Consider the following 18,824-nt stretch of genomic DNA (forward strand, 5'->3'; position numbering starts at 1 on the left):
GCGGGGCATGGACCTGGCGACGCCGGCGGGGTTTCGGGACGTGCTGCCCGATGAGGCGACCGCGCGCGAGCGCATCGCCCGAGCGGTGCAGGACGCGTTCGCCGCGCGCGGCTACGCGCCCATCGAGACGCCGACGCTCGAGATCATGGACGTCATGCGCGCGGGCGGGCGGGTGAGCGCGTCGCCCTTTAAGCTCTTCGACGCGCGCGGCGACCTTCTGGCCATGCGCCCGGACGTGACGATGCAGGTGGCGCGCATGTGCGCCACGCGCTTGGTGGACGAGCCGGGGCCCTTGCGCCTGCGCTACATGCAGCGCGTGTTCCGCGAGGCCGACGGCAGCATGCGGGCCGAAGCGCGCGAGATGACGCAGATCGGCATCGAGTGCGTCGGCGCGTCCGGCGCCGAGGCCGACGCCGAGGTGGTGGGGCTGCTCGCAGAGGCGCTCTCGCTGACGGGGGCCGACGAGTGCATGCTCGCGCTCGCCACAGTGGGCGTGCTGCGCGCGCTCCTTGCGGCGTGCGGCGCGTCGGCCGCTTGGAAGGAGCGGGTGCTCGACGCCTACCACCGCTCGAACTTCGTGGAGCTCGACCGCCTCGTCGCCGAAGGCGCCGGCGACGGGGGAGCGCCGCCTGTGTTCGCCGAGGCCATTCGGAAGCTGCCGCGCATTCGCGGAGGCCGCGAGGCCATCGGCGAGGCGCGCGCGCTCGTCGGGCCTTTGGGCTGCGAGGACGGCCTCGATGCCTTCGAGGCGACCTTCGACGCGCTCGAGCGCCGCGGCCTAGGCGGGCGGCTGCTCGTCGACTTCTCGGTGATGAGCTCGTTCGACTACTACACGGGGCTCGTGTTCGAGGCGTACGCGCCCGGCATGGGCACGCCTGTGGGAAGCGGCGGGCGCTACGACAGCACGATCGCCCCGCGCGGCGTCGCGCGTCCCGCCGCAGGGTTCGCCTTCTTCCTCGAGCGCGCCATGGAGGCCGCGTCGGCGACGGGGCGGCCTCGGGCCTCCGGAAGGCCGGGAGAGAACGCCGCACCGCGCGAGGGGTCCTTCGACGGCGCGGTGGATCCCCCGCTGCGCATCGCCGTGCCCAAAGGGTCGCTCAACGCCGACGCCGTCGCGGCGCTCGCGGCGGCCGGCCTCGACGTGACGGGCCTCGCCGACCCTGGCCGCGCGCTCATCGTGCGCAACCCCGGCGTGGAGTACGTCATCGTCCGGCCCACCGACGCGCCCGCGTTCGTGGCGTCGGGGGCGGCGGACTGCGGCATCTGCGGCGAGGATTCGCTGCTCGAGGCCGAGCCGGACGTCGTGGAGCTGGTCGACCTCGGCTTCGGGGCGTGCCGCTTCGTCGTGGCCGAGCCCGCCGGCGCCGCCGCGGACACGCTCGAGCACCAGCGCCGCCTCGGCTCCATCCGCGTGGCCACGAAGTACCCCCGCATCGCCGCCGCGCACTACGCGCGACGCGGCGCGCAGGTGGAGATCGTGAAGCTCCACGGCAACATCGAGCTGGCTCCGCTCACGGGGATGGCCGAGCGCATCGTGGACATCACGGCCACCGGCACCACCCTGCGCGAGAACGACCTCGTGGTGGTCGAAGAGGTGCTCTCCTCCACCGCCCGCTTCTTCTCGAACACCTGCGCGTTTCGCACGGACGCGCGCATCATGCACCTGGCCGACGAGCTCGCGCGAAACGTGCGCCGATCGTCGACCGCACGCGAGGAAAGGAAGTAAGACATGCGCCGCATCATCCTCGAATCTGGCGAGGCGTTCACGAACGCCCACCTCAAGCGCACAGGCGCGTTCAACGCCGAAGCGCTCTCGACCGCCACGGCCATCGTCGCTGACGTGCGGCAGCGCGGCGACGTGGCCCTGCGCGAGCTCACGGAGCGCTTCGACGGCGTGCGCGTGGAGGACTTCCGCGTGAGCGAGGACGCCCTCGCCGAGGCGGCGTCCCGGATGGATGCCGACGTGGCCCGCGCGCTGCGCCAGGCCGCCGAGCAGATACGCGACTTCCACGAGCGCCAGAAGCAGCAGAGCTGGTTCTTCGCGCGCGAGGACGGCGCGCTCGTGGGCAGCAAGGTGGAGCCGCTCTCGTCCGTGGGCATCTACGTGCCGGGCGGGCGGGCGCTCTATCCCTCCACCGTGCTCATGAACGCGCTTCCGGCCGCCGTGGCGGGCGTTGAGCGCATCGTGTGTGTCACGCCTCCCGCGAAGGACGGTACGCTCGACCCCGCCATCGTCGAGGCGTGCCGCATCTGCGGCGTCACCGAGATCTACATGGTGGGCGGCGCGCAGGCCGTGGCCGCGCTGGCCTACGGCACGGAGTCCATCGCGCCGGTGGACAAGATCACCGGTCCCGGCAACGCGTACGTGGCCGCGGCGAAGAAGGTGGTGTCGGGCGATGTGGGCATCGACATGATCGCCGGCCCCTCCGAGGTGTGCGTGGTGGCCGATTCCACGGCCGATCCTTCGCTTGTGGCCATCGACCTCATGGCGCAGGCCGAGCACGACCCGCTGGCGGCGTGCTACCTGGTCACGTTCAGCGAGGAGTATGCCGATGCGGTGGAGCGCATGGTGAAGCGGCACCTGTCCTCCTCCACGCGCGCCGAGATCACCTCGGCCTCCTTGGCCGATCAAGGGCTTGTCGTGGTGTGCGCCGACCTGCCGCAGGCGCTCGAGGCGGTGAACGTCATCGCGCCCGAGCATTTGGAGCTGCACATCGACCACGCCCTCGACGCGCTCGGCGCCGTCCGCAACGCGGGGGCCATCTTCCTCGGCGCATGGACGCCCGAGGCCGTGGGCGACTACGTGGCCGGCCCCAACCACACGCTGCCCACCGGCGGCACGGCGCGCTTCTCCTCGCCGCTTTCCACCGACGAGTTCGTGAAGAAGTCGAGCGTCATCCAGTACTCGCCGGCGGCGCTCGCCCGCGACGCGGACGCCGTCATGGCCATCGCCCGCCACGAGGGCCTATGGGCGCACTCCATGAGCGTCGAGATGCGCAAGAGCCTGCTGGACGCGGGCGGCGCCTCCGAGGCGGGGGCGGCGGGCGCGTCTGCCGGAGACGGAGGGCGCGCGAAAGGCGGCGCCGATGCGTAGCGTCCGGCCAGCGGCGCCGCAGCTGGCGGGGCTTGAGCCGTACGACCCGAAATACCTGCCGGCTTGCGCGCTGCTCTCCGCGAACGAGAACCCTCGCGACGTGGGGGAGAAGCTGCGCCGCGAGATCATGCGCGAGGTGGCGCGCGTGCCGCTCAACCGCTATCCCGACCCGCTGGCGAACGACCTGCGCGACCTTATCGCCGAGGCCAACGGCCTGTCCCGCGAGCAGGTGCTCGTAGGCAACGGCGGCGACGAGCTTTTGTTCGACGTGGCGCTCGCGTGGGGCGGGCCGGGGCGCACGTTTCTGAACCTGCCGCCGACGTTCTCGGTGTACGAGGCGAATGCGCGCCTCACCGGCACTGCCGTGGCAAGCGTGCCGCGCCGTGCGGACTTCTCCATCGACGAGGAGGCCGTGCTCGCGCGCCTGGCCGAGGGCGATGTGGACTACCTTGTCATCACGAGTCCGAACAACCCCACGGGCGCGCTCGCGCGCGAGGAGTTCGTGCTGAGCGTGCTTGACGCCACCGACGCGCTCGTGGTGGTGGACGAGGCGTACTTCGAGTTCTCGCGCAGGACCGTGCGGCCGTATCTGGCGCAGCACGAGAACCTCGCCGTCTTGCGCACGTTCTCCAAGGCGTTCAGCTTGGCGGGGGTGCGGATGGGCTACCTTCTGGCCGGCGAGCGGGTGGTGCGCGAGCTTGCGAAGGTGCGCCAGCCGTACTCGGTGGACGCCGTGTCGCAGGCCGTCGCGCGCGTCGTGTACGAGAACCGCGCGGAGTTCGAGCCGGGCATCCAATCCATCATCGAGGAGCGCGCCCGCGTCGCGGAGGGGCTGCGCGCCATCCCCGGCGTCACGCCGTTTCCGTCGGATGCGAACTACGTGCTCTTCCGCATGGAGGACGCTTCGAGCGCGTGGGAGGCGCTTTACGCGCGCGGCGTGCTCGTGCGCGACTTCTCGCGCGCGCCGTACTTGGAGGGCTGTCTGCGTGCGAGCATCGGAACGCCCGAGGAGAACGACGCCTTCCTGCGCGCCCTGCGCGAGGTGGCGATGGGGAAGTGCGACGTGAGGGTTCCGTCGGCGAGGACGACGGAACGGGCTGACGCTGCGGAACCCCGCGCTGACTGATTCGGACTTGCGAGAGAGAAGGGATTCATGACCAGAACCGCCGCCATCGCCCGGGCCACCACCGAGACGGACATCGAGATCTCCCTCGATCTCGACGGCGTCGGCGCGGCCGACGTCGAAACCGGCATCGGGTTCTTCGACCATATGCTCGAGGCATTCGCCCGCCACAGCCTGATCGACCTGACGGTGCGCGCGCAGGGGGATTTGCACGTGGACGGCCATCACACGGTCGAGGACACGGGCATCGTGCTGGGGCAGGCGATCCTTCGCGCGCTCGGAGACAAGCGCGGTGTGCGTCGCTTCGGGTCGCTCGCGCTGCCCATGGACGAGGCGCTTGTGCTCGCAGCCGTGGACGTGTCGGGCCGCGGCCAGCTGCACTGGGACGTGGCGGTGCCGCCTGTGATGATCGGCGCGTTCGACGCGTCGCTTGCCAAGGAGTTCTTCATCGCCCTCGCCGCGAACGCCGGCATCACGCTGCACGTGCGCAGCCTTGCGGGCGAGAACGCGCACCATGTCGTGGAGGCGTCGTTCAAGGCCGTCGCGCGCGCTCTGCGGCAGGCCGTCGAAGCCGATCCTCGCATGGGCGACGCCCTGCCGTCCACGAAAGGAAGCCTGTGATGGCACCGCGCATCGTCGTCGTCGACTACCACAAGGGGAACCTGAAGAGCGTTGAACGCGGTCTTGCGGCGGCGGGCGCGGAGGCGTTCGCCTCCGACGATCCGGCTGCCATCGTGCGTGCGGACGCCGTCGTGCTGCCGGGCGTGGGCGCGTTCGCCGATGCCGCTGCCACCATGGAGGCGCTTGGGCAGGCGGAGGCCGTTCGCGAGCGCATCGCCGCCGGTGCGCCGTTTCTCGGCATCTGCCTGGGCATGCACCTCATGTTCGAGGAGGGGGTCGAAGGCGCTCCCGAAGAGGACGACGAGGCCTCCACGCACAACGCGCGCGGTCTGGCCGTGCTGCCGGGCGTGGTGGGGGCCTTGCCGAAGTCCGATGCGGCAGGGCGCGCGTACAAGGTGCCGCACGTGGGGTGGAACACGGTGGTTCCACCGGATTGCCAGCTGTCGGAGCTGCTCGACGTTGCGGTTTTCCCCAGCACCCGACCTTCGCGCGATCCCGGAATGCCCTGCCTCGGCTCTGCCGAGCAGGGCGCGCCCGCTCGGGCGCATAGCGTGGGATCGAACGGCCCGTTGGGTTGTTCGATGCGCACCGAAGTGCGCGGCGCCTCCGCGATCCCGCGAATCTCGGGCGTTGGGGAAACCCTCGCTGACGTTGATGGATCTGCGAGCGATTCAAAGTTTTCATGTCCCCTCTTTGAGGCGATTCCCGCAGGAGAGTATTTCTACTTCACGCACGGCTACATCGCGCCCGACGGGCCGTTCGTCATCGGAAAGACCGCGCACAGCGTGACGTTCCCAAGCGCAGTGCAGTACGGTGAAGCGGCGTTCGGCGTGCAGTTCCATCCCGAGAAGAGCTCGGATGCCGGCGCGCAGCTTTTGCGCAACTTCGTCAACATCGTGAAAGGGGCGTGAGCCGTGTACCTGCTGCCGGCCATCGACATCTTGGGCGGCAAGGCCGTCCGTCTCGCCAAGGGCGACTACGACCGCGTGACCGTGTACCATGACGACCCTGCCGCGCAGGCGCAGCTGTTCGAAGAGGAGGGCGCGACGTGGCTGCACGTCGTCGACCTCGACGGCGCGCGCTCGGGTTCGCCCGAGAACGTGCGGCACATCGAGCGTATCCTGGAGAAGACGCGGCTTCGGGTGGAGGCGGGCGGCGGCGTCCGCTCGCTCGACACCATCGCGCGCCTCGTCGACGCGGGCGTGTCGCGCGTGGTGCTGGGCACCTCGCTCGTGGCCGACCCCGCCTTCGCCGAGGCCGCCGTCGCGCGCTACGGCGAGCTGCTTGCGGCCGGCATCGACGCGCGGGGCGGGGAGGCGGCCGTGGCGGGTTGGCGCGAGGGCTCCGGCGTGGCGGCCGAGGAGCTGGCGCGCCGCGTGGCCGACTTGGGGTTCCACCATCTCGTGTACACCGACATCGCGCGCGACGGCATGCAGACGGGCATCGATCCGGCGGCTTACGAGCGCATGGCGCAGGCGTTCGGGCATCCCGTCATCGCCTCGGGCGGGGTGGCGGGCCTCGCCGACATCGAGGCGCTCGGTCGGGTGGCGGGCTGCATCGAGGGCGTCATCGTGGGCCGCGCCGTGTACGAGGGCGCGCTCTCGGTGGCCGACGGCGTGCGCGCCTGCAGGATCGCGTCGGCTTGACGGCCGACGCGATCTGCCGACGCTGCGGCTTTCCGCGGCACCCCGCCTCGCGGCGAAGCCGAAGGCTCGCGTGCCGAAGCGCGCCACGCCTTCGCCTTCCCTGCGATTCGAGACGCTGCGGAAACCCTTGCCGACATTACGAACGACCAGCGAGTTTGCCACTGTTGAAAGGAGGCGCGCCATGCTAGCCAAACGCGTGATCCCCTGCATGGACGTCAAGGATGGGCGCGTGGTCAAGGGCGTCAATTTCGTGAACCTGCGCGACGCGGGCGATCCCATCGAGCTTGCGCAGCGCTACGACGAGGAGCGCGCTGATGAGGTGATCTTCCTCGACATCACGGCCACGAGCGACGACCGCGCCACCACGGTGGACCTCGCCAGCCGCGCGAGCGAGCAGCTGCACCTGCCGTACTGCGTGGGCGGCGGTTTCCGCAGCGTGGCCGACATCCGCACGATGATCGCCGCCGGTGCCGACAAGGTGTCGGTGAACTCGGCCGCGGTGGACAACCCCGCGCTCATCACCCAGGCCGCCGCCGCATTCGGCAGCCAGGCCATCCTCTGCGCCATCGACGCGAAGCGCGTTGCGGGCGCGGGAGACAAGTGGGAGGTGTACGTGCACGGCGGACGGGTGGCCACGGGCATCGACGCCGTGGCCTGGGCGCAGGAAGCCGCCCGCCGCGGGGCGGGGGAGATACTGCTCACCAGCATGGATCGCGACGGCAGCCGCGACGGCTTCGACTGCGCGCTCACCCGTGCCGTCGCGCGCGCGGTGGACGTCCCCGTCATCGCGAGCGGCGGCGTGGGAAAGCTCGAGCACTTCGCCGAGGGCGTCATCGAAGGCGAGGCCGACGCCGTGCTGGCCGCAAGCGTCTTCCACTTCGGCGAGCTCACCGTGCGCCAAGTGAAGGAGCATATGGCAAGCCAGGGCATCCCCGTTCGCTTGTAAGCGTCTCGGCATGCGATAAGCATGCGTATTGACAGCGAACAATTGTACTGATATTATGGGTAGAAGGTTGGCGAACGCCTAACCGGAGCCTGCAGAGTTCGCAGCTTTTGGGACAGCCCATGATTCTGTCGAAGCTGGAGAAAGGGGCGTCTCATGCTTGCGAACAGCGACGAGTATATGGATGTGCTCGAGCGTGCGAAACGCGAGATCGCAGAATCGCGTCAAAGGGCGGTCACGAGCACTAATGCCGAACTGGTGTTTCTGTATTGGCGCATAGGGACCCTAGCCAACGAGCGCTCGGAGTGGGGAAACGGCTTCGTCGAGTCTTTGTCGAGGGATATCCGCGCTGCCTTCCCTGGCTTGAAGGGCTTTTCGGTTCGCAGTTTGAAGTACATGGCGAAGTTCGCTCGAGAAGTGAATTTGGAATTGTGCAACAGCTGTTGCACAATTCCCTGGGGGCACATCACGCAGTTTCTCGACAAGACGAAACCCGGTCCCGAACGCGAATGGTATGTGAACGCAACCATAGAAAACGGTTGGAGCCGCGCGGTGCTCGTCCATCAAATCGAATCGAAGTTGTACAAGCGGCAAGTGCTTGCGGGCAAGGTGGACAATTTCGAGCGAACGCTGCCTGCTCCCGAAAGCGAGCTCGCGCAGCAGGCGCTCAAAGATCCGTACATCTTCGACTTCATCACCGCGCGGCAGGGTGCTGTCGAGCACGAAGTCGAGGAGAGGATGATGGAGAATCTCACCGGTCTTTTGCTTGAGCTCGGCACCGGGTTCGCTTTCATGGGCAGACGGCACCATCTTGTCGTAGGAGGCCAAGATTTCTATATCGACCTGCTGTTTTACAATGTCAAACTGAGAAGCTGCATCGTCGTCGAGTTGAAGAACGCCCCGTTCAAACCGGAGTTCGTCGGGAAGCTGAACTTCTACCTGTCAGCCGTCGACGATCTGCTGTGCTCGGAGCATGACAATCCGAGCATCGGTTTGCTTCTGTGCAAGACGAAGGACAACGTGGTGGCCGAGTACTCGCTTCGCGACGTCGAAAAGCCCATCGGCGTGAGCGAATGCCGGCTCGCCGACGTCCTGCCCGAGGGGTTCGCCGATCTGCTGCCGTCGGCAGAGGATATCGAAAAACGCCTTTGATCGACCGTTTGGGTGTTCGGTCGCGAAAGGGCTGGTGCATAATGGTTTGTCGCAGAACAAAAGGAGGAGAGCATGCCGAACCTTCCCGAGCTGGCCTACAACGCCGACGGCCTCGTCCCCTGCATCGTGCAGGACGCGGACACGCGCGAGGTGCTCATGATGGCGTGGATGAGCGCCGAATCGCTTTCGCTCACGCTCGAGCGCGGCGAGACGGTGTTCTGGAGCCGCAGTCGCCAGGAGCTCTGGCATAAGGGCGCCACGTCGGGAAACGTGCAGAAGGTCGTGGAGCTGCGCTACGACTGCGACGCCGATACGCTGCTCGCGCTCGTGCGTCCGGCCGGGCCCGCCTGCCACACGGGCGCGCGCTCCTGCTTCTTCCGCCCGATCGGCGCGGACGGCTGACGGATCCTCGCGCGGCGTCTCGCATGCCGTGCGATCCGCCTCTTTCCGTTCGGTGCCCCGCGCATCGATCCGTAGCCCCGCCTCCACCGCAAATCCACGAACAGGCCGCCTTCGCGCTTGAACGAAGGCCGGACATGCGATACTATAAAACTCAGTTCTGACGTCTTCCAAAGGAAGAAAACCCATCACAATGCATCTCCCCATCACGGAATCCTGCGCGCATCCGTGCGCGCTTTCGAACCGGAAAGCCAACCTATAAGGAGGATTGGGTGAAGTTCTTTCTCGACACCGCCGATCTCGCCGAGATCGAAGAGGCGGCCAGCTGGGGCGTGCTCGCGGGCGTGACCACGAACCCCACGCTCTACGCGCGCACGGGCGGCAAGCTCGCCGACTTCCACAACCACATCAAGCGCATCTGCGAGATCGTGGACGGTCCCGTGTCTGCTGAGAGCGTGGCCATGACGCGCGACGAGATGATCCGCGACGGCCGCGAGTTGGCCGCCCTCGCCGACAACGTGGTGGTGAAGCTGCCCACCATGATCGAGGGCTTGGCCGCCACGAGGCAGCTGTCCAGCGAGGGCATCCCGGTGAACATGACGCTGTGCTTCACCGTGCCGCAGGCCATCATGGCCGCCCGCGCCGGCGCCCGCTACATCAGCCCGTTCGTGGGCCGCTTCGACGACATCTCCGAGAACGGCCTTGCACAGCTCGAGGATGTGGTGGCAGCTGTGAACAACTACGATTTCGGCCACGAGGTCGAGATCATCGCCGCATCGGTGCGCAGCGCGAACCACGTGGCCCAGGCCGCCCTCATGGGCGCCGACATCGCCACGGTGCCCTTCGCTGCGCTCAAGAAGTGCGTGCAGCATCCGCTCACGGATCGCGGGCTCGATGCGTTTCTGAAGGACTGGGAGAAAGTGCAGGGCGCATGAGCGAAAACGAAGCGGTCCAAACGCACGCCGCCCCTGCGGGCGCTGCCGAGCAGAAGGAGAAAGCGCCGACGCGCCGCCGCACCACGAGCGTGAAGGCCGTCAAGCCCGCCAAGGAGGCGACCGACGCCGCCAAAAGCGATGCCTCGTCGTCCGTCCGCGCTGCGCGCACGCCGCGCAAATCGGTGAAGGCCGTCGGCCAGGGCGCGAGCCAGGGCAAGCGCCCAGGCGGCGCGGGTGCCTCTGGCAAGCAGGGCGCGGGCGGGAGCGCCCGTCAGAGACAAGGCGGCGGCCAGGGCAAGCAGGGCAACGGTCGAAACGGCGCCCAGAACCCCCGCCGCCAGCGTCGCCAGCACGGCAACCAGGGGCCGCGCGAGGTGCAACCGAGCGTGTCGCGCGAGGATCTGGCCAAGCTCAAGGTGGCCGAGCTGCGCGAGAAGGCCGCCGAGTTGAACGTGGACGTGACGGGCCTGAAGAAGGCCGAGCTCGTGGAGGCCGTGTTCGAGGCTAGCGTGCGGGCCGAGGGCTTCATCGAGGTGTCGGGCATCCTCGACATCCTCGCCGACGGCTACGGCTTTCTGCGCACGCAGGGCTATCTGCCCAGCGAGACGGACTGCTACGTGGGGCTGTCCACCATCCGGCGCAACGGCCTGCGCAAGGGCGATCTCGTGTGCGGCCAGACGCGTCCGGCGCGCGAGAACGAGAAGTACGCCGCCATCCAGAAGGTCACGTCCGTGAACGGCACGCCGGTCGACCAGCTGGGCGCGCGCGTGCGCTTCGGCGACCTCACGCCGGTGTATCCGGACGAGTGCCTGATCATGGAGCACGGCAAGCACACCGTCACCGCCCGCGTCATCGACCTCGTCAGCCCTATCGGCAAGGGCCAGCGCGGGCTGATCGTGAGCCCGCCCAAAGCGGGCAAGACCACCATCCTGAAGGACATCGCCGCCTCCATCAGCGCCAACAATCCCGAGGTGCACCTCATGTGCCTGCTTGTGGACGAGCGCCCCGAAGAGGTCACGGACATGCAGCGCTCCATCAAAGGCGAGGTGATCTCCTCCACGTTCGACATGCCCACCGAGAACCACATCGCCGTGTCGGAGCTCGTCATCGAGCGTGCGAAGCGCCTTGTGGAATGCGGCAAGGACGTCGTCATCCTGCTGGATTCGCTCACGCGCCTCGCGCGCGCCTACAACCTGGCGCAGCCCGCGTCGGGCCGCATCCTGTCGGGCGGCGTGGACTCCACGGCGCTCTACCCGCCGAAGAAGTTCCTCGGCGCCGCGCGCAACATCGAAGGGGGCGGCAGCCTCACCATCCTCGCCTCGGCGCTCGTGGAGACGGGGTCGAAGATGGACGAGGTCATCTTCGAGGAGTTCAAGGGCACGGGCAACATGGAGCTCAAGCTCGACCGCAGCCTGGCCGACCGGCGCATCTTCCCGGCCATCGACCCGGTCGCCTCCGGCACGCGCAAGGAGGATCTGCTGCTCGACCCGCAGGAGGCGCCGCTCATCTGGGCCGTGCGCCGCATCTTGGCCAACACGAGCAGCACCGAGCGCGCCATGGACATGCTCATCAAATCGCTCAAGCAAACCGACACCAACCAGGAGTTCTTGCTGCGCACGGCCAAGAAGGCCCAGCACAGCAAGGCCGACGGCGCCATCGAGTTCTGATCGGCCCCTCGCTTCCGCTGCCCGATCGAGCGCGGGCGGCGGGGCGGCTTCGAAAAGGAAGGGAGAAGGCGGGTCGCGCTCGTGGAGATGCCCGGGACAACCGCTTTCGACCGACGCGGTCTTTTGAGTTTCGCGGTAGTATGGTTCCACGTCCGACTGAGGAGGGAGCATGTCCCAAGACAATGGCAACTGGCAGCAGCAGGTGTGGCAGCAGCCCGCCTCGCAGCCTGCGTGTCCACCGCCAGTTCCGGGCGCGTTTCAGCAGCCCGCCTACGCGCCGCCGCCGAGGAAAAGCCGCGGCTGGATCGTCGCGCTCGTGGCGGTTCTGTGCGTGTTCGCGCTTTCGGCCATCGGCATGGTGTCGTGCACGTCGATGTTCGCATCGTCCATGGGCTCTTTGGGCTCCGGCGGCGCGAGCGACCTCGACTACCTCACCGGCGATGCGGTGGCCGTCATCGACATCGAGGGGACCATCCAATACGACGGCACGACGTGCAGCCCCGAGGGCTTGAAGGCGCAGCTCGACGTCGCCGCGGACAACGACCACGTCAAGGCCGTGGTGCTGCGCGTGGACTCCGGCGGCGGCACCGCCACAGCTGGCGAGGAGATGGCCGCCTACGTGCGGCAGTTCCGCGAGGACACCGGCAAGCCCGTCGTGGTGTCGAGCGCCTCCATGAACGCGAGCGCCGCCTACGAGATATCCTCGCAGGCCGACTATATCTTCACCGCCAAGACCACGGCCATCGGCGCCATCGGCACGGCCATGCAGATCACCGATCTGTCCGGGCTCATGGAGAAGCTCGGCATATCGGTGGACAACGTCACGAGCTCCGACAGCAAGGACTCGAGCTACGGCACGCGCCCGCTCACCGAGGAGGAGCGCGCGTACTACCAAGACCAGGTCGACCAGATCAACGAGACGTTCATCCAGACCGTGGCCGAGGGTCGTGGCATGACCGAGGACGAGGTGCGCACGCTGGCCACCGGGCTCACGTTCACCGGCATGGAGGCTGTGGAGAACGGTCTGGCCGACGAGATCGGCACGAAGGAGGATGCGGTGGCGAAGGCGGCCGAGCTGGCGGGCGTCGAACGCTATGCGACGACCGATCTGGGGCCGGCGGGCGACGGCCTGTCCAGCTTGCTCGACCTGATGTCCGCACGCGGCGCCTCTGCCGACGATATCGCACTTGCGTTGAAGGAGCTTGAAGACGATGGCAGCATCGCACACTAACACAGAACGCACGTCCTGGCCCAAGCGGGCCGTCGTCACGGCGGGCATGCCCTACGGCAACAAGGCCCTGCATTTCGGCCACATCGCCGGCGTGTTCGTGCCGGCCGACGCCTTCGCGCGCTTTCTGCGCGACCGCATCGGCGCGGCGAACGTCCGCTTCATCAGCGGCACGGATTGCTTCGGCTCGCCCATCAACGAGGGCTACCGCAAGCTTGTGGAGGCGGGGGAGTTCGACGGCACTATCGAGGAGTACGTGCTGGCCAACCACGAGCGCCAGAAGGCGACGCTTTCGGCCTTCGGCATCAGCCTCGACATCTACGAAGGCTCCAACATCGGGCATTCGGGCGATGTGCACCAGCTCATCAGCGAGAAGTTCATCGAGAAGCTGCACGAGAACGGGCATCTGCACAAGCGCGCCACGCTGCAGTTCTACGACGCCGAGGCGGGCACGTTCCTCAACGGCCGGCAGGTGCAGGGCCGCTGCCCCGTGCAGGGCTGCAAGTCCGAGCACGGCTACGCCGACGAGTGCGACCTCGGCCACAGCTACGCGCCCGAGGACCTCATCGCGCCGAAGTCGACGCTCACGGGCACGGTGCCCGAGATGCGCCCGGTGGAGAACTGGTACTTCGACCTGCCCGCGTTTGCCGACTTTCTGCGCGATCACGTGGCGGCGCTCGAGGCCGACCCGGACGTGCGCGCCATCGTGCCGCAGACCATCAAGGAGTTCTTGGCGCCCCCGGTCATCTACGTGAAGAACGAGGCGCGCGAGGCCTACGAGGCGGTGGCGGGAGAGCTGCCGCCGCATGCGCTGCGCGAGGCCGAGAAGGGCAAGCAGAGCTTCGAGATCGAGTTCGCCGACATCGAAGCGCGCGACGCCGCGCGCGAGGTGCTGGCCCGCGCGGACATCCGCTTCCGCACGGGCAAGGCGCTCGTGCCGTTCCGCATCACCGGCAACATCGAATGGGGCGTCGCGGCGCCCGTCATCGACGGCTTGGAGGGCCTTACCGTGTGGTGCTGGCCTGAAAGCCTGTGGGCGCCCATGTCGTTCACGATGGCGGTGAACGACCAGATGGGCTTGCCGCGCGGCAGCTGGCGCGACTGGTGGTGCTCGGAGGACGCCGAGGTCTTCCAGTTCATCGGCCAGGACAACCTGTACTTCTACGGCGTGGCGCAGCCCGCCATGATCGAGGCGCTGCGCCCCGGCGACATCCTCGCCCCCGGCCCGTCGGAGCATCCCATCCGCCAGACCACGCTCGTGGCGAACCATCACATCCTGTTCGGGGACAAGAAGGCCTCCTCGTCGGGGGCGGTGAAGCCGCCGTCTGCCGACGAGCTGTTGGATCATTACACGGTCGAGCAGCTGCGCGCGCATTTTCTTGCGCTCGGCCTCGATCAGAAGTCGGTGGGCTTCAAGCCCAAACCCTACCTTGCCACGCCCGAGGAGCTGGCCGACCCGCGCGTGGCCGATCCGGTCCTCAAGGAGGGCGCGCTGCTCACGAACGTGTTCAACCGTCTGGCGCGCAGCTGCTTCTACGAGGCGCAGAAGAGCTTCGAGGGGTACCTGCCGCTCGGAGAGGTGTCGTCCGAGGTGGTGGAGAAGGCTCAGGAGACGCTGACAGCCTATGACGAGATGATGCATCGCGTGGAGCTGCATTCCGTCATGTCGCTCATGGACGGGTTCATCCGCTGGGCGAACAAGCGCTGGACCGACGGCATCCGGCAGGCGGAGCTTGCGGGCGACGACGCGGCGCGCCGCCAGGTGCTCGTGGATTCGTTTTTCCTTTTGCGGGTGGCGACGCTGCTCATGCACCCCGTGGTTCCCTTCGGCACGGAGCGGATCTGCGACTACCTGAGCTTCGAGTTCGACGACTTCTTCAGCTGGAACTACGATTTCGAGGGCATGGACGAGCTGTGCAGCGCCAGCGAGCAGGACGAGGGCCGTCACCGCATCCGCGAGCTGCCCCCGCGCTTCGACTTCTTCGAGAAGCACCCGAGCCAGCGCAAATAGGATGGAGGGGCCCTGCCGCTCGGCGGGCCCTCTTCTTTTTGCGGAGGCCCCCTTTTTCTGGCGCGTGGCTTGGCAGGGGCGCGGGCGTTCCCAGCCGCGCCGACAGCACGCCGCGCCCTTCCCGAATCGACGCGGCGCGCCCCTTTGCCCGCGGATCGCCTCCCGCGCCGAAAGAAGGGTTCCGAGCCGGGGAGCAGGCCCGCGCCAAGAGGAGGGTTTCGCGCCGCCAGCTCGAACAGGAAGGATTGCCTCATGGGGTTTCTGCTGGTGATTCCTTTGTTTCTCATTCGGTTCGGCTTGCTGTACGCCGTGAGCAAGGACGCGCTTGCGCGGGCGGCGCGCTTTGCGCCGCTGGCGGGTCGCGAGAAGATCGCCTACGGACTGTACCAGATCTCCAACGTCGCCCTCATCGTGTTCCCGTGCTTCCTCAGCATCAAGTTGGAGCCGCCGTGCCTGTTCGGCGCAGGAGTCGTCGTGCACGGGGCGGGCGTTGTCCTGCTCGCCGTGTCGACGGTGCAGTTCGCCCATCCGTCGCCGAGCGGCCTTGTGGACCGCGGCGTCTACCGCCTGTCGCGCAACCCGATGTACGTGGCGTACTTCCTGTACTTCGCCGGGTGCGCGCTGCTTTTGCAGTCCGTCGCCCTGTTCGTTCTCCTCGCGGTGTTCCAAGCGTCGGCCCATGGGATCATCAAGGCCGAAGAGCGCTGGTGCCTCGCCACCTTCGGCGATGCCTACCGCGCCTACCTGGGCACCGTGCGCCGGTACCTATAGAAACGCCCCGTCTGCAAACGGCAGGCGGGGCGCACGGTGCGAGCGATCTCGGCCTAGGCCACTTCGAACACGAGGGTTGCCGCGAGGGGCGACACCTCTCCGTCGGCGGTTTTGGCGCGCACGGTCATGCGGTAGTCGCCCGCCTCCTCGAACGAGGTGGTGAACTGCCAGTTCACCCATTTGTCGGCCGTGGCCCCCTCGGTTGCGCACGACGTCCAGGTGGCGCCGTTGTCGAAGGAGAACTCGACGGCTGTGATGGGGCTTCCCATATCGTCGGCAACGCCTTCGAACGTGATCTCGTCTCCGGCCTTGAACACGCATCCGTCGGCGTAGTTCATGATGTTGACCTTGTTGCGGTAGCACGGATCGACCGTCTGAAGCTCCGGCTCTTCGGCCTCCTTCGTCAGCTCGATGTCCACGACGTTGCGCGTGAAGTAGCGCGCCACGGTCTCGGGCATCCACAGTTGAAGGCTGGAGTCGGCGGTCGAGGAGAGTTCTTCTCCGTTCACTTGGTACACGAGCAGCGCGTTCTTCTCGAGCGCGTAGCGCAGCGGCAGCGGCTGCCCGAATCCGTCCGCGCCGTAGGCCGTCACCGTGTTCACGCCGTCCTCGAGGTCGGCCATCTCCACGACAGCCGACAGCGGAACGCCCATGACGGTCGCCTGGCCGAAGGGCATGCCGGTGGCGCACGAGCACGCCATCGTCGTCTCCTGGCTCTTGTCTTCGGCAAGGTCGCGCACGTCCACGGTGAAGGTCTTCTTCACGTTCCCGCCCACGTTGACGTAGAAGTTCGCCACGCCGCCCTCGGCGTCGGCGAGCTCGACGGCGGGCTTCGAGCACATGCTGGTCAAAGCCGTGCCGAACACGTTGAACAGCTCGTCGTTGGGCGTCGTTCCCTCCTGGTTGAAGGAGAAGGACCCTTCGACGTTCGCGAGGCGCACCGAGGCGTCGTCCACGTCGATCCAGTGCGCGAGCACCTCGCGGTCGTTCACCACGTGCGTGGTGGAGGAGGGGTCGGCGTCGGCGATCTGGGGCTGGGCAGCCGCCGCGCCCCCTGCCGCCGTCGCAGCGCCGAGCGCGAGCAAGGCGGAGCCTGCCACGCCGCCGGCGACCCTTCGAGTGGTTTTGAAAGCCATGGCGTCCTCCTATTCGCTCTGCTCTTCGGACTTCGCGGCCTCGACCTTCGGCGGGACGAGCGACGCCGTTTCAAGCACGGTCGTCTCCTCGGGGCTGGGCAGCTTGTCCTTGGCGTTGAACATGACGGTCTGCGTCTCGTAGCTCTGCTGGCCGCTTTCGGTGGTGGCCCGGATGGTCAGGCAGTATGCCCCTTCCAGCTCGGGCGTGTAGGTGAAGCTCCACCACACGAGCTTGTTGCGGTCGGTGTCGCCCAAATCGTACTTCGTCCATGTCTTGCCTTGGTCCATCGAGAATTCGACGCTTGCGATCTTCTCGTCGAAGCCGTCCACGTAGCCGTTGAACGTGTAGGGCTGGCCGTTCTGCACGAGCAAGCCGTCGGGCACGCCGAGGATGGTGGCGTTGGGCTTGTTCATGGCCACGCCGTCCTCGTTCTGCCAGCCGTTGGGGTTGCCGGCCCATTTGTCGGCGTAGTCGATGTCCTCGTCGGTGACGTGGTAGGTGTCGATCTGCTTCGAGTTGATCTGGGCGTCCACGCCCTCGACCCAGTTCGTGCACGGATAGCCGCGCGTCGCGTCGAGGTACTCGCCGCCGATCTTGTACACGAGCAGCGCCTCGTCCGATTCGACCTTCGCCTTGGGGAACGCGCGCTTGGAGCTGCCGTCTGCGCGCAGCGCCTGCACGCCGGTGGCGCCGTCGGTCATGCCGCCGGCCTTCTCGACAAGCCAGCTCACCGGAATGCCCGTGATCTCGGTGTTCGTGACGCCGCCACCTCCCACCGGATTCCAGTTGCACACCATCTTCGAGGTCTTGGTCACCACGGCGCCGTCCGCCTCGGCTTCGGCGATGAGGTCGGGCAGCTTCGCGGTGTACGGCGCGTTCACGCTGCCGTCGACGGTGATGGTCCATTCGTCGAACAGGCTTTGCGGCATCTCGAGGTTGAGGCCGTTCACGCCTGCGCCGTGGCGCATGTTGTCATAGTAGGCGTGCATCCAGTCGTACGAGAACACGCCGCTTTGGTCCTGGGTTTTCTCCTGGTCGATCGAGAACTCGCCCTGCACGTTCTCCACGTCGTTGATGCCCCACAGGCGGTCGTACTTCGTGGCATCCCACAGCTCCAGCCCTTCGCCGTTCTCGGTGGCGTTGTGGCAGGACATGCAGTCGCCTTGATAGTCGTTGGCGAACTCGGTTTTGTTGCGGCTGCTGTAGTGGACTGCGTGCATGAGCGTGCCGAACTCGTACTGCTTGGAGATGTAGCCGGGCGCGTACGAATGGCAAAACAGGCACTGCTGAACGGTCATCTTACTGTCCAGCTCGTCGTTCCAGGCCACGGGATGCTCGTAGGGGAGGTTCTTCAGCAGTGCGTTCATGTCGGCATGGCAGGATTCGCAGCCGCGGTTGTCGGCATCGAGCCAGTAGGTGTTGTACGAGTTGCTGCCCGCCTGAATCTGCCACGCGTCGGGGTCGACCGCATACTCGGTGGGCGTGCGCTGCACCATCTGCCCGTTGGGAAGCGTCCTCACCTCGGGCGCGTACTCTTCGCCGATCGCCTCCCAACGATCCCACAGGCCGTCGAGGTACTCCTTGCCGGGGTAGACGTCCTCGTTGATGTCGGCGTCGGTGGTGCCTTCGGCTCCGTCCACGACGGCTTGCTGCTCGGGCGTGAGGGTCTGCTCCTGCTCGCCTTGCGATTGCGACGCCGAGCCGTCTTCCGCGGCTTTGCCACCGTCGGCTGCTTGCTGCGGCGCGCATCCGGCTGCGAGCGCGACTCCGCACACCAGGCAGGTCGTCGCGACCACGAGGTGCTTGTTGAATCTCATCGGTCCCCCTCTCCTTGTCGGTTTTCCTCTCGTTCGTTTCGTTCCGTCTGCGGCGCGCGTGCGTCCCTCGAATTTCGCGCCTCGCCCGTCTCGCTCCCTCCTTTCATCTCGTGCGGCGCTGCGGGCGCGCTTCGGCGCTCGACGGTTGAGGCCATCGTAGGCTTCGCTTGCGCCCGCGCGCCATCCCCCAGGGGTCGTATTCGCCTCGCTTTGGTGCCCGCGCGTATCGGACATTTTGGTGGATGCGCTTTTGACCTCGAAAAATAAATCCATCATTGGT

General features: G+C 67.3%; 16 protein-coding genes. 14 read left to right on the forward strand and 2 right to left on the reverse strand.

What is annotated here, in order from left to right:
* Positions 1–7 precede the first annotated feature (7 nt).
* The 14 genes from hisG to C2L80_RS00385 all read left to right on the forward strand — a co-directional run bounded on the left by hisG (position 8) and on the right by C2L80_RS00385 (position 15,590).
* Positions 8–1,726 carry an ATP phosphoribosyltransferase gene (gene hisG / locus C2L80_RS00320; RefSeq protein WP_087195385.1) on the forward strand — a complete coding sequence of 573 codons (1,719 nt, stop codon included), beginning with the start codon at positions 8–10 and terminating at the stop codon, positions 1,724–1,726.
* A gap of 3 nt (positions 1,727–1,729) precedes the next feature.
* Positions 1,730–3,094 (forward strand): histidinol dehydrogenase, encoded by a 1,365-nt coding sequence (gene hisD / locus C2L80_RS00325; protein WP_087195384.1) that lies wholly within the window; start codon positions 1,730–1,732, stop codon positions 3,092–3,094.
* Positions 3,087–4,220, forward strand: coding sequence for a histidinol-phosphate transaminase (hisC, locus tag C2L80_RS00330; protein WP_087195383.1), 1,134 nt, complete (start codon positions 3,087–3,089; stop codon positions 4,218–4,220). The genes hisD and hisC overlap by 8 nt, the downstream gene beginning before the upstream one ends.
* A 27-nt stretch (positions 4,221–4,247) precedes the next feature.
* The gene (hisB, locus tag C2L80_RS00335; RefSeq protein WP_087195382.1) at positions 4,248–4,838 is read left to right on the forward strand and encodes an imidazoleglycerol-phosphate dehydratase HisB; all 591 of its coding nucleotides are present in this window, start codon (positions 4,248–4,250) and stop codon (positions 4,836–4,838) included.
* Entirely contained in the window at positions 4,838–5,749 is a 912-nt protein-coding gene (locus C2L80_RS00340; RefSeq protein ID WP_087195381.1) for an imidazole glycerol phosphate synthase subunit HisH, read from the forward strand. The genes hisB and C2L80_RS00340 overlap by 1 nt, the downstream gene beginning before the upstream one ends.
* A gap of 3 nt (positions 5,750–5,752) precedes the next feature.
* On the forward strand, positions 5,753–6,484 hold the full coding sequence (gene hisA / locus C2L80_RS00345) for a 1-(5-phosphoribosyl)-5-[(5-phosphoribosylamino)methylideneamino]imidazole-4-carboxamide isomerase (protein ID WP_087195380.1): 732 nt from the start codon (positions 5,753–5,755) through the stop codon (positions 6,482–6,484).
* A 181-nt stretch (positions 6,485–6,665) separates the two neighbouring features.
* Positions 6,666–7,430, forward strand: coding sequence for an imidazole glycerol phosphate synthase subunit HisF (hisF, locus tag C2L80_RS00350; RefSeq protein WP_087195379.1), 765 nt, complete (start codon positions 6,666–6,668; stop codon positions 7,428–7,430).
* Positions 7,431–7,583: 153 nt separating this feature from the next.
* A complete protein-coding gene (locus tag C2L80_RS00355; RefSeq protein WP_087195378.1) occupies positions 7,584–8,579 on the forward strand; it encodes a PDDEXK nuclease domain-containing protein in 996 nt (331 codons plus the stop codon).
* A gap of 72 nt (positions 8,580–8,651) precedes the next feature.
* Entirely contained in the window at positions 8,652–8,981 is a 330-nt protein-coding gene (hisI, locus tag C2L80_RS00360; RefSeq protein WP_087195377.1) for a phosphoribosyl-AMP cyclohydrolase, read from the forward strand.
* A gap of 269 nt (positions 8,982–9,250) precedes the next feature.
* Positions 9,251–9,913: a fructose-6-phosphate aldolase gene (fsa, locus tag C2L80_RS00365; RefSeq protein WP_087195376.1), complete on the forward strand. Its 663-nt coding sequence runs from the start codon at positions 9,251–9,253 to the stop codon at positions 9,911–9,913.
* Positions 9,910–11,580: a transcription termination factor Rho gene (gene rho / locus C2L80_RS00370; protein WP_087195375.1), complete on the forward strand. Its 1,671-nt coding sequence runs from the start codon at positions 9,910–9,912 to the stop codon at positions 11,578–11,580. The genes fsa and rho overlap by 4 nt, the downstream gene beginning before the upstream one ends.
* A gap of 169 nt (positions 11,581–11,749) precedes the next feature.
* Positions 11,750–12,811, forward strand: coding sequence for a signal peptide peptidase SppA (gene sppA / locus C2L80_RS00375; RefSeq protein WP_087195374.1), 1,062 nt, complete (start codon positions 11,750–11,752; stop codon positions 12,809–12,811).
* Positions 12,792–14,819, forward strand: a complete 2,028-nt coding sequence (locus C2L80_RS00380; protein WP_087195373.1) for a methionine--tRNA ligase — start codon at positions 12,792–12,794, stop codon at positions 14,817–14,819. The genes sppA and C2L80_RS00380 overlap by 20 nt, the downstream gene beginning before the upstream one ends.
* A gap of 252 nt (positions 14,820–15,071) precedes the next feature.
* Positions 15,072–15,590 carry a methyltransferase family protein gene (locus C2L80_RS00385; protein ID WP_087195372.1) on the forward strand — a complete coding sequence of 173 codons (519 nt, stop codon included), beginning with the start codon at positions 15,072–15,074 and terminating at the stop codon, positions 15,588–15,590.
* A gap of 53 nt (positions 15,591–15,643) precedes the next feature.
* Here C2L80_RS00385 and C2L80_RS00390 read toward each other — a convergent pair whose 3' ends face one another.
* Together C2L80_RS00390 and C2L80_RS00395 are read right to left on the reverse strand one after the other, a co-directional pair.
* Positions 15,644–16,726, reverse strand: a complete 1,083-nt coding sequence (locus tag C2L80_RS00390) for a molybdopterin-dependent oxidoreductase (protein WP_087195371.1) — start codon at positions 16,724–16,726, stop codon at positions 15,644–15,646.
* Positions 16,727–16,735: 9 nt separating this feature from the next.
* Positions 16,736–18,544 (reverse strand): molybdopterin-dependent oxidoreductase, encoded by a 1,809-nt coding sequence (locus tag C2L80_RS00395; RefSeq protein ID WP_087195370.1) that lies wholly within the window; start codon positions 18,542–18,544, stop codon positions 16,736–16,738.
* Between the last annotated feature and the right edge of the window lie 280 nt (positions 18,545–18,824).

Source organism: Rubneribacter badeniensis (genome assembly GCF_002899695.1).
GTDB lineage: Bacteria > Actinomycetota > Coriobacteriia > Coriobacteriales > Eggerthellaceae > Rubneribacter > Rubneribacter badeniensis.

What these genes read in the sequence shown, in the direction of transcription:
- hisG (WP_087195385.1), top strand. Translation starts at nt 8, where the DNA reads ATGGACCTGGCGACGCCGGCGGGGTTTCGGGACGTGCTGCCCGATGAG.
- hisD (WP_087195384.1), top strand. Translation starts at nt 1,730, where the DNA reads ATGCGCCGCATCATCCTCGAATCTGGCGAGGCGTTCACGAACGCCCAC.
- hisC (WP_087195383.1), top strand. Translation starts at nt 3,087, where the DNA reads ATGCGTAGCGTCCGGCCAGCGGCGCCGCAGCTGGCGGGGCTTGAGCCG.
- hisB (WP_087195382.1), top strand. Translation starts at nt 4,248, where the DNA reads ATGACCAGAACCGCCGCCATCGCCCGGGCCACCACCGAGACGGACATC.
- C2L80_RS00340 (WP_087195381.1), top strand. Translation starts at nt 4,838, where the DNA reads ATGGCACCGCGCATCGTCGTCGTCGACTACCACAAGGGGAACCTGAAG.
- hisF (WP_087195379.1), top strand. Translation starts at nt 6,666, where the DNA reads ATGCTAGCCAAACGCGTGATCCCCTGCATGGACGTCAAGGATGGGCGC.
- C2L80_RS00355 (WP_087195378.1), top strand. Translation starts at nt 7,584, where the DNA reads ATGCTTGCGAACAGCGACGAGTATATGGATGTGCTCGAGCGTGCGAAA.
- hisI (WP_087195377.1), top strand. Translation starts at nt 8,652, where the DNA reads ATGCCGAACCTTCCCGAGCTGGCCTACAACGCCGACGGCCTCGTCCCC.
- rho (WP_087195375.1), top strand. Translation starts at nt 9,910, where the DNA reads ATGAGCGAAAACGAAGCGGTCCAAACGCACGCCGCCCCTGCGGGCGCT.
- sppA (WP_087195374.1), top strand. Translation starts at nt 11,750, where the DNA reads ATGTCCCAAGACAATGGCAACTGGCAGCAGCAGGTGTGGCAGCAGCCC.
- C2L80_RS00380 (WP_087195373.1), top strand. Translation starts at nt 12,792, where the DNA reads ATGGCAGCATCGCACACTAACACAGAACGCACGTCCTGGCCCAAGCGG.
- C2L80_RS00385 (WP_087195372.1), top strand. Translation starts at nt 15,072, where the DNA reads ATGGGGTTTCTGCTGGTGATTCCTTTGTTTCTCATTCGGTTCGGCTTG.
- C2L80_RS00390 (WP_087195371.1), bottom strand. Translation starts at nt 16,726, where the DNA reads ATGGCTTTCAAAACCACTCGAAGGGTCGCCGGCGGCGTGGCAGGCTCC.
- C2L80_RS00395 (WP_087195370.1), bottom strand. Translation starts at nt 18,544, where the DNA reads ATGAGATTCAACAAGCACCTCGTGGTCGCGACGACCTGCCTGGTGTGC.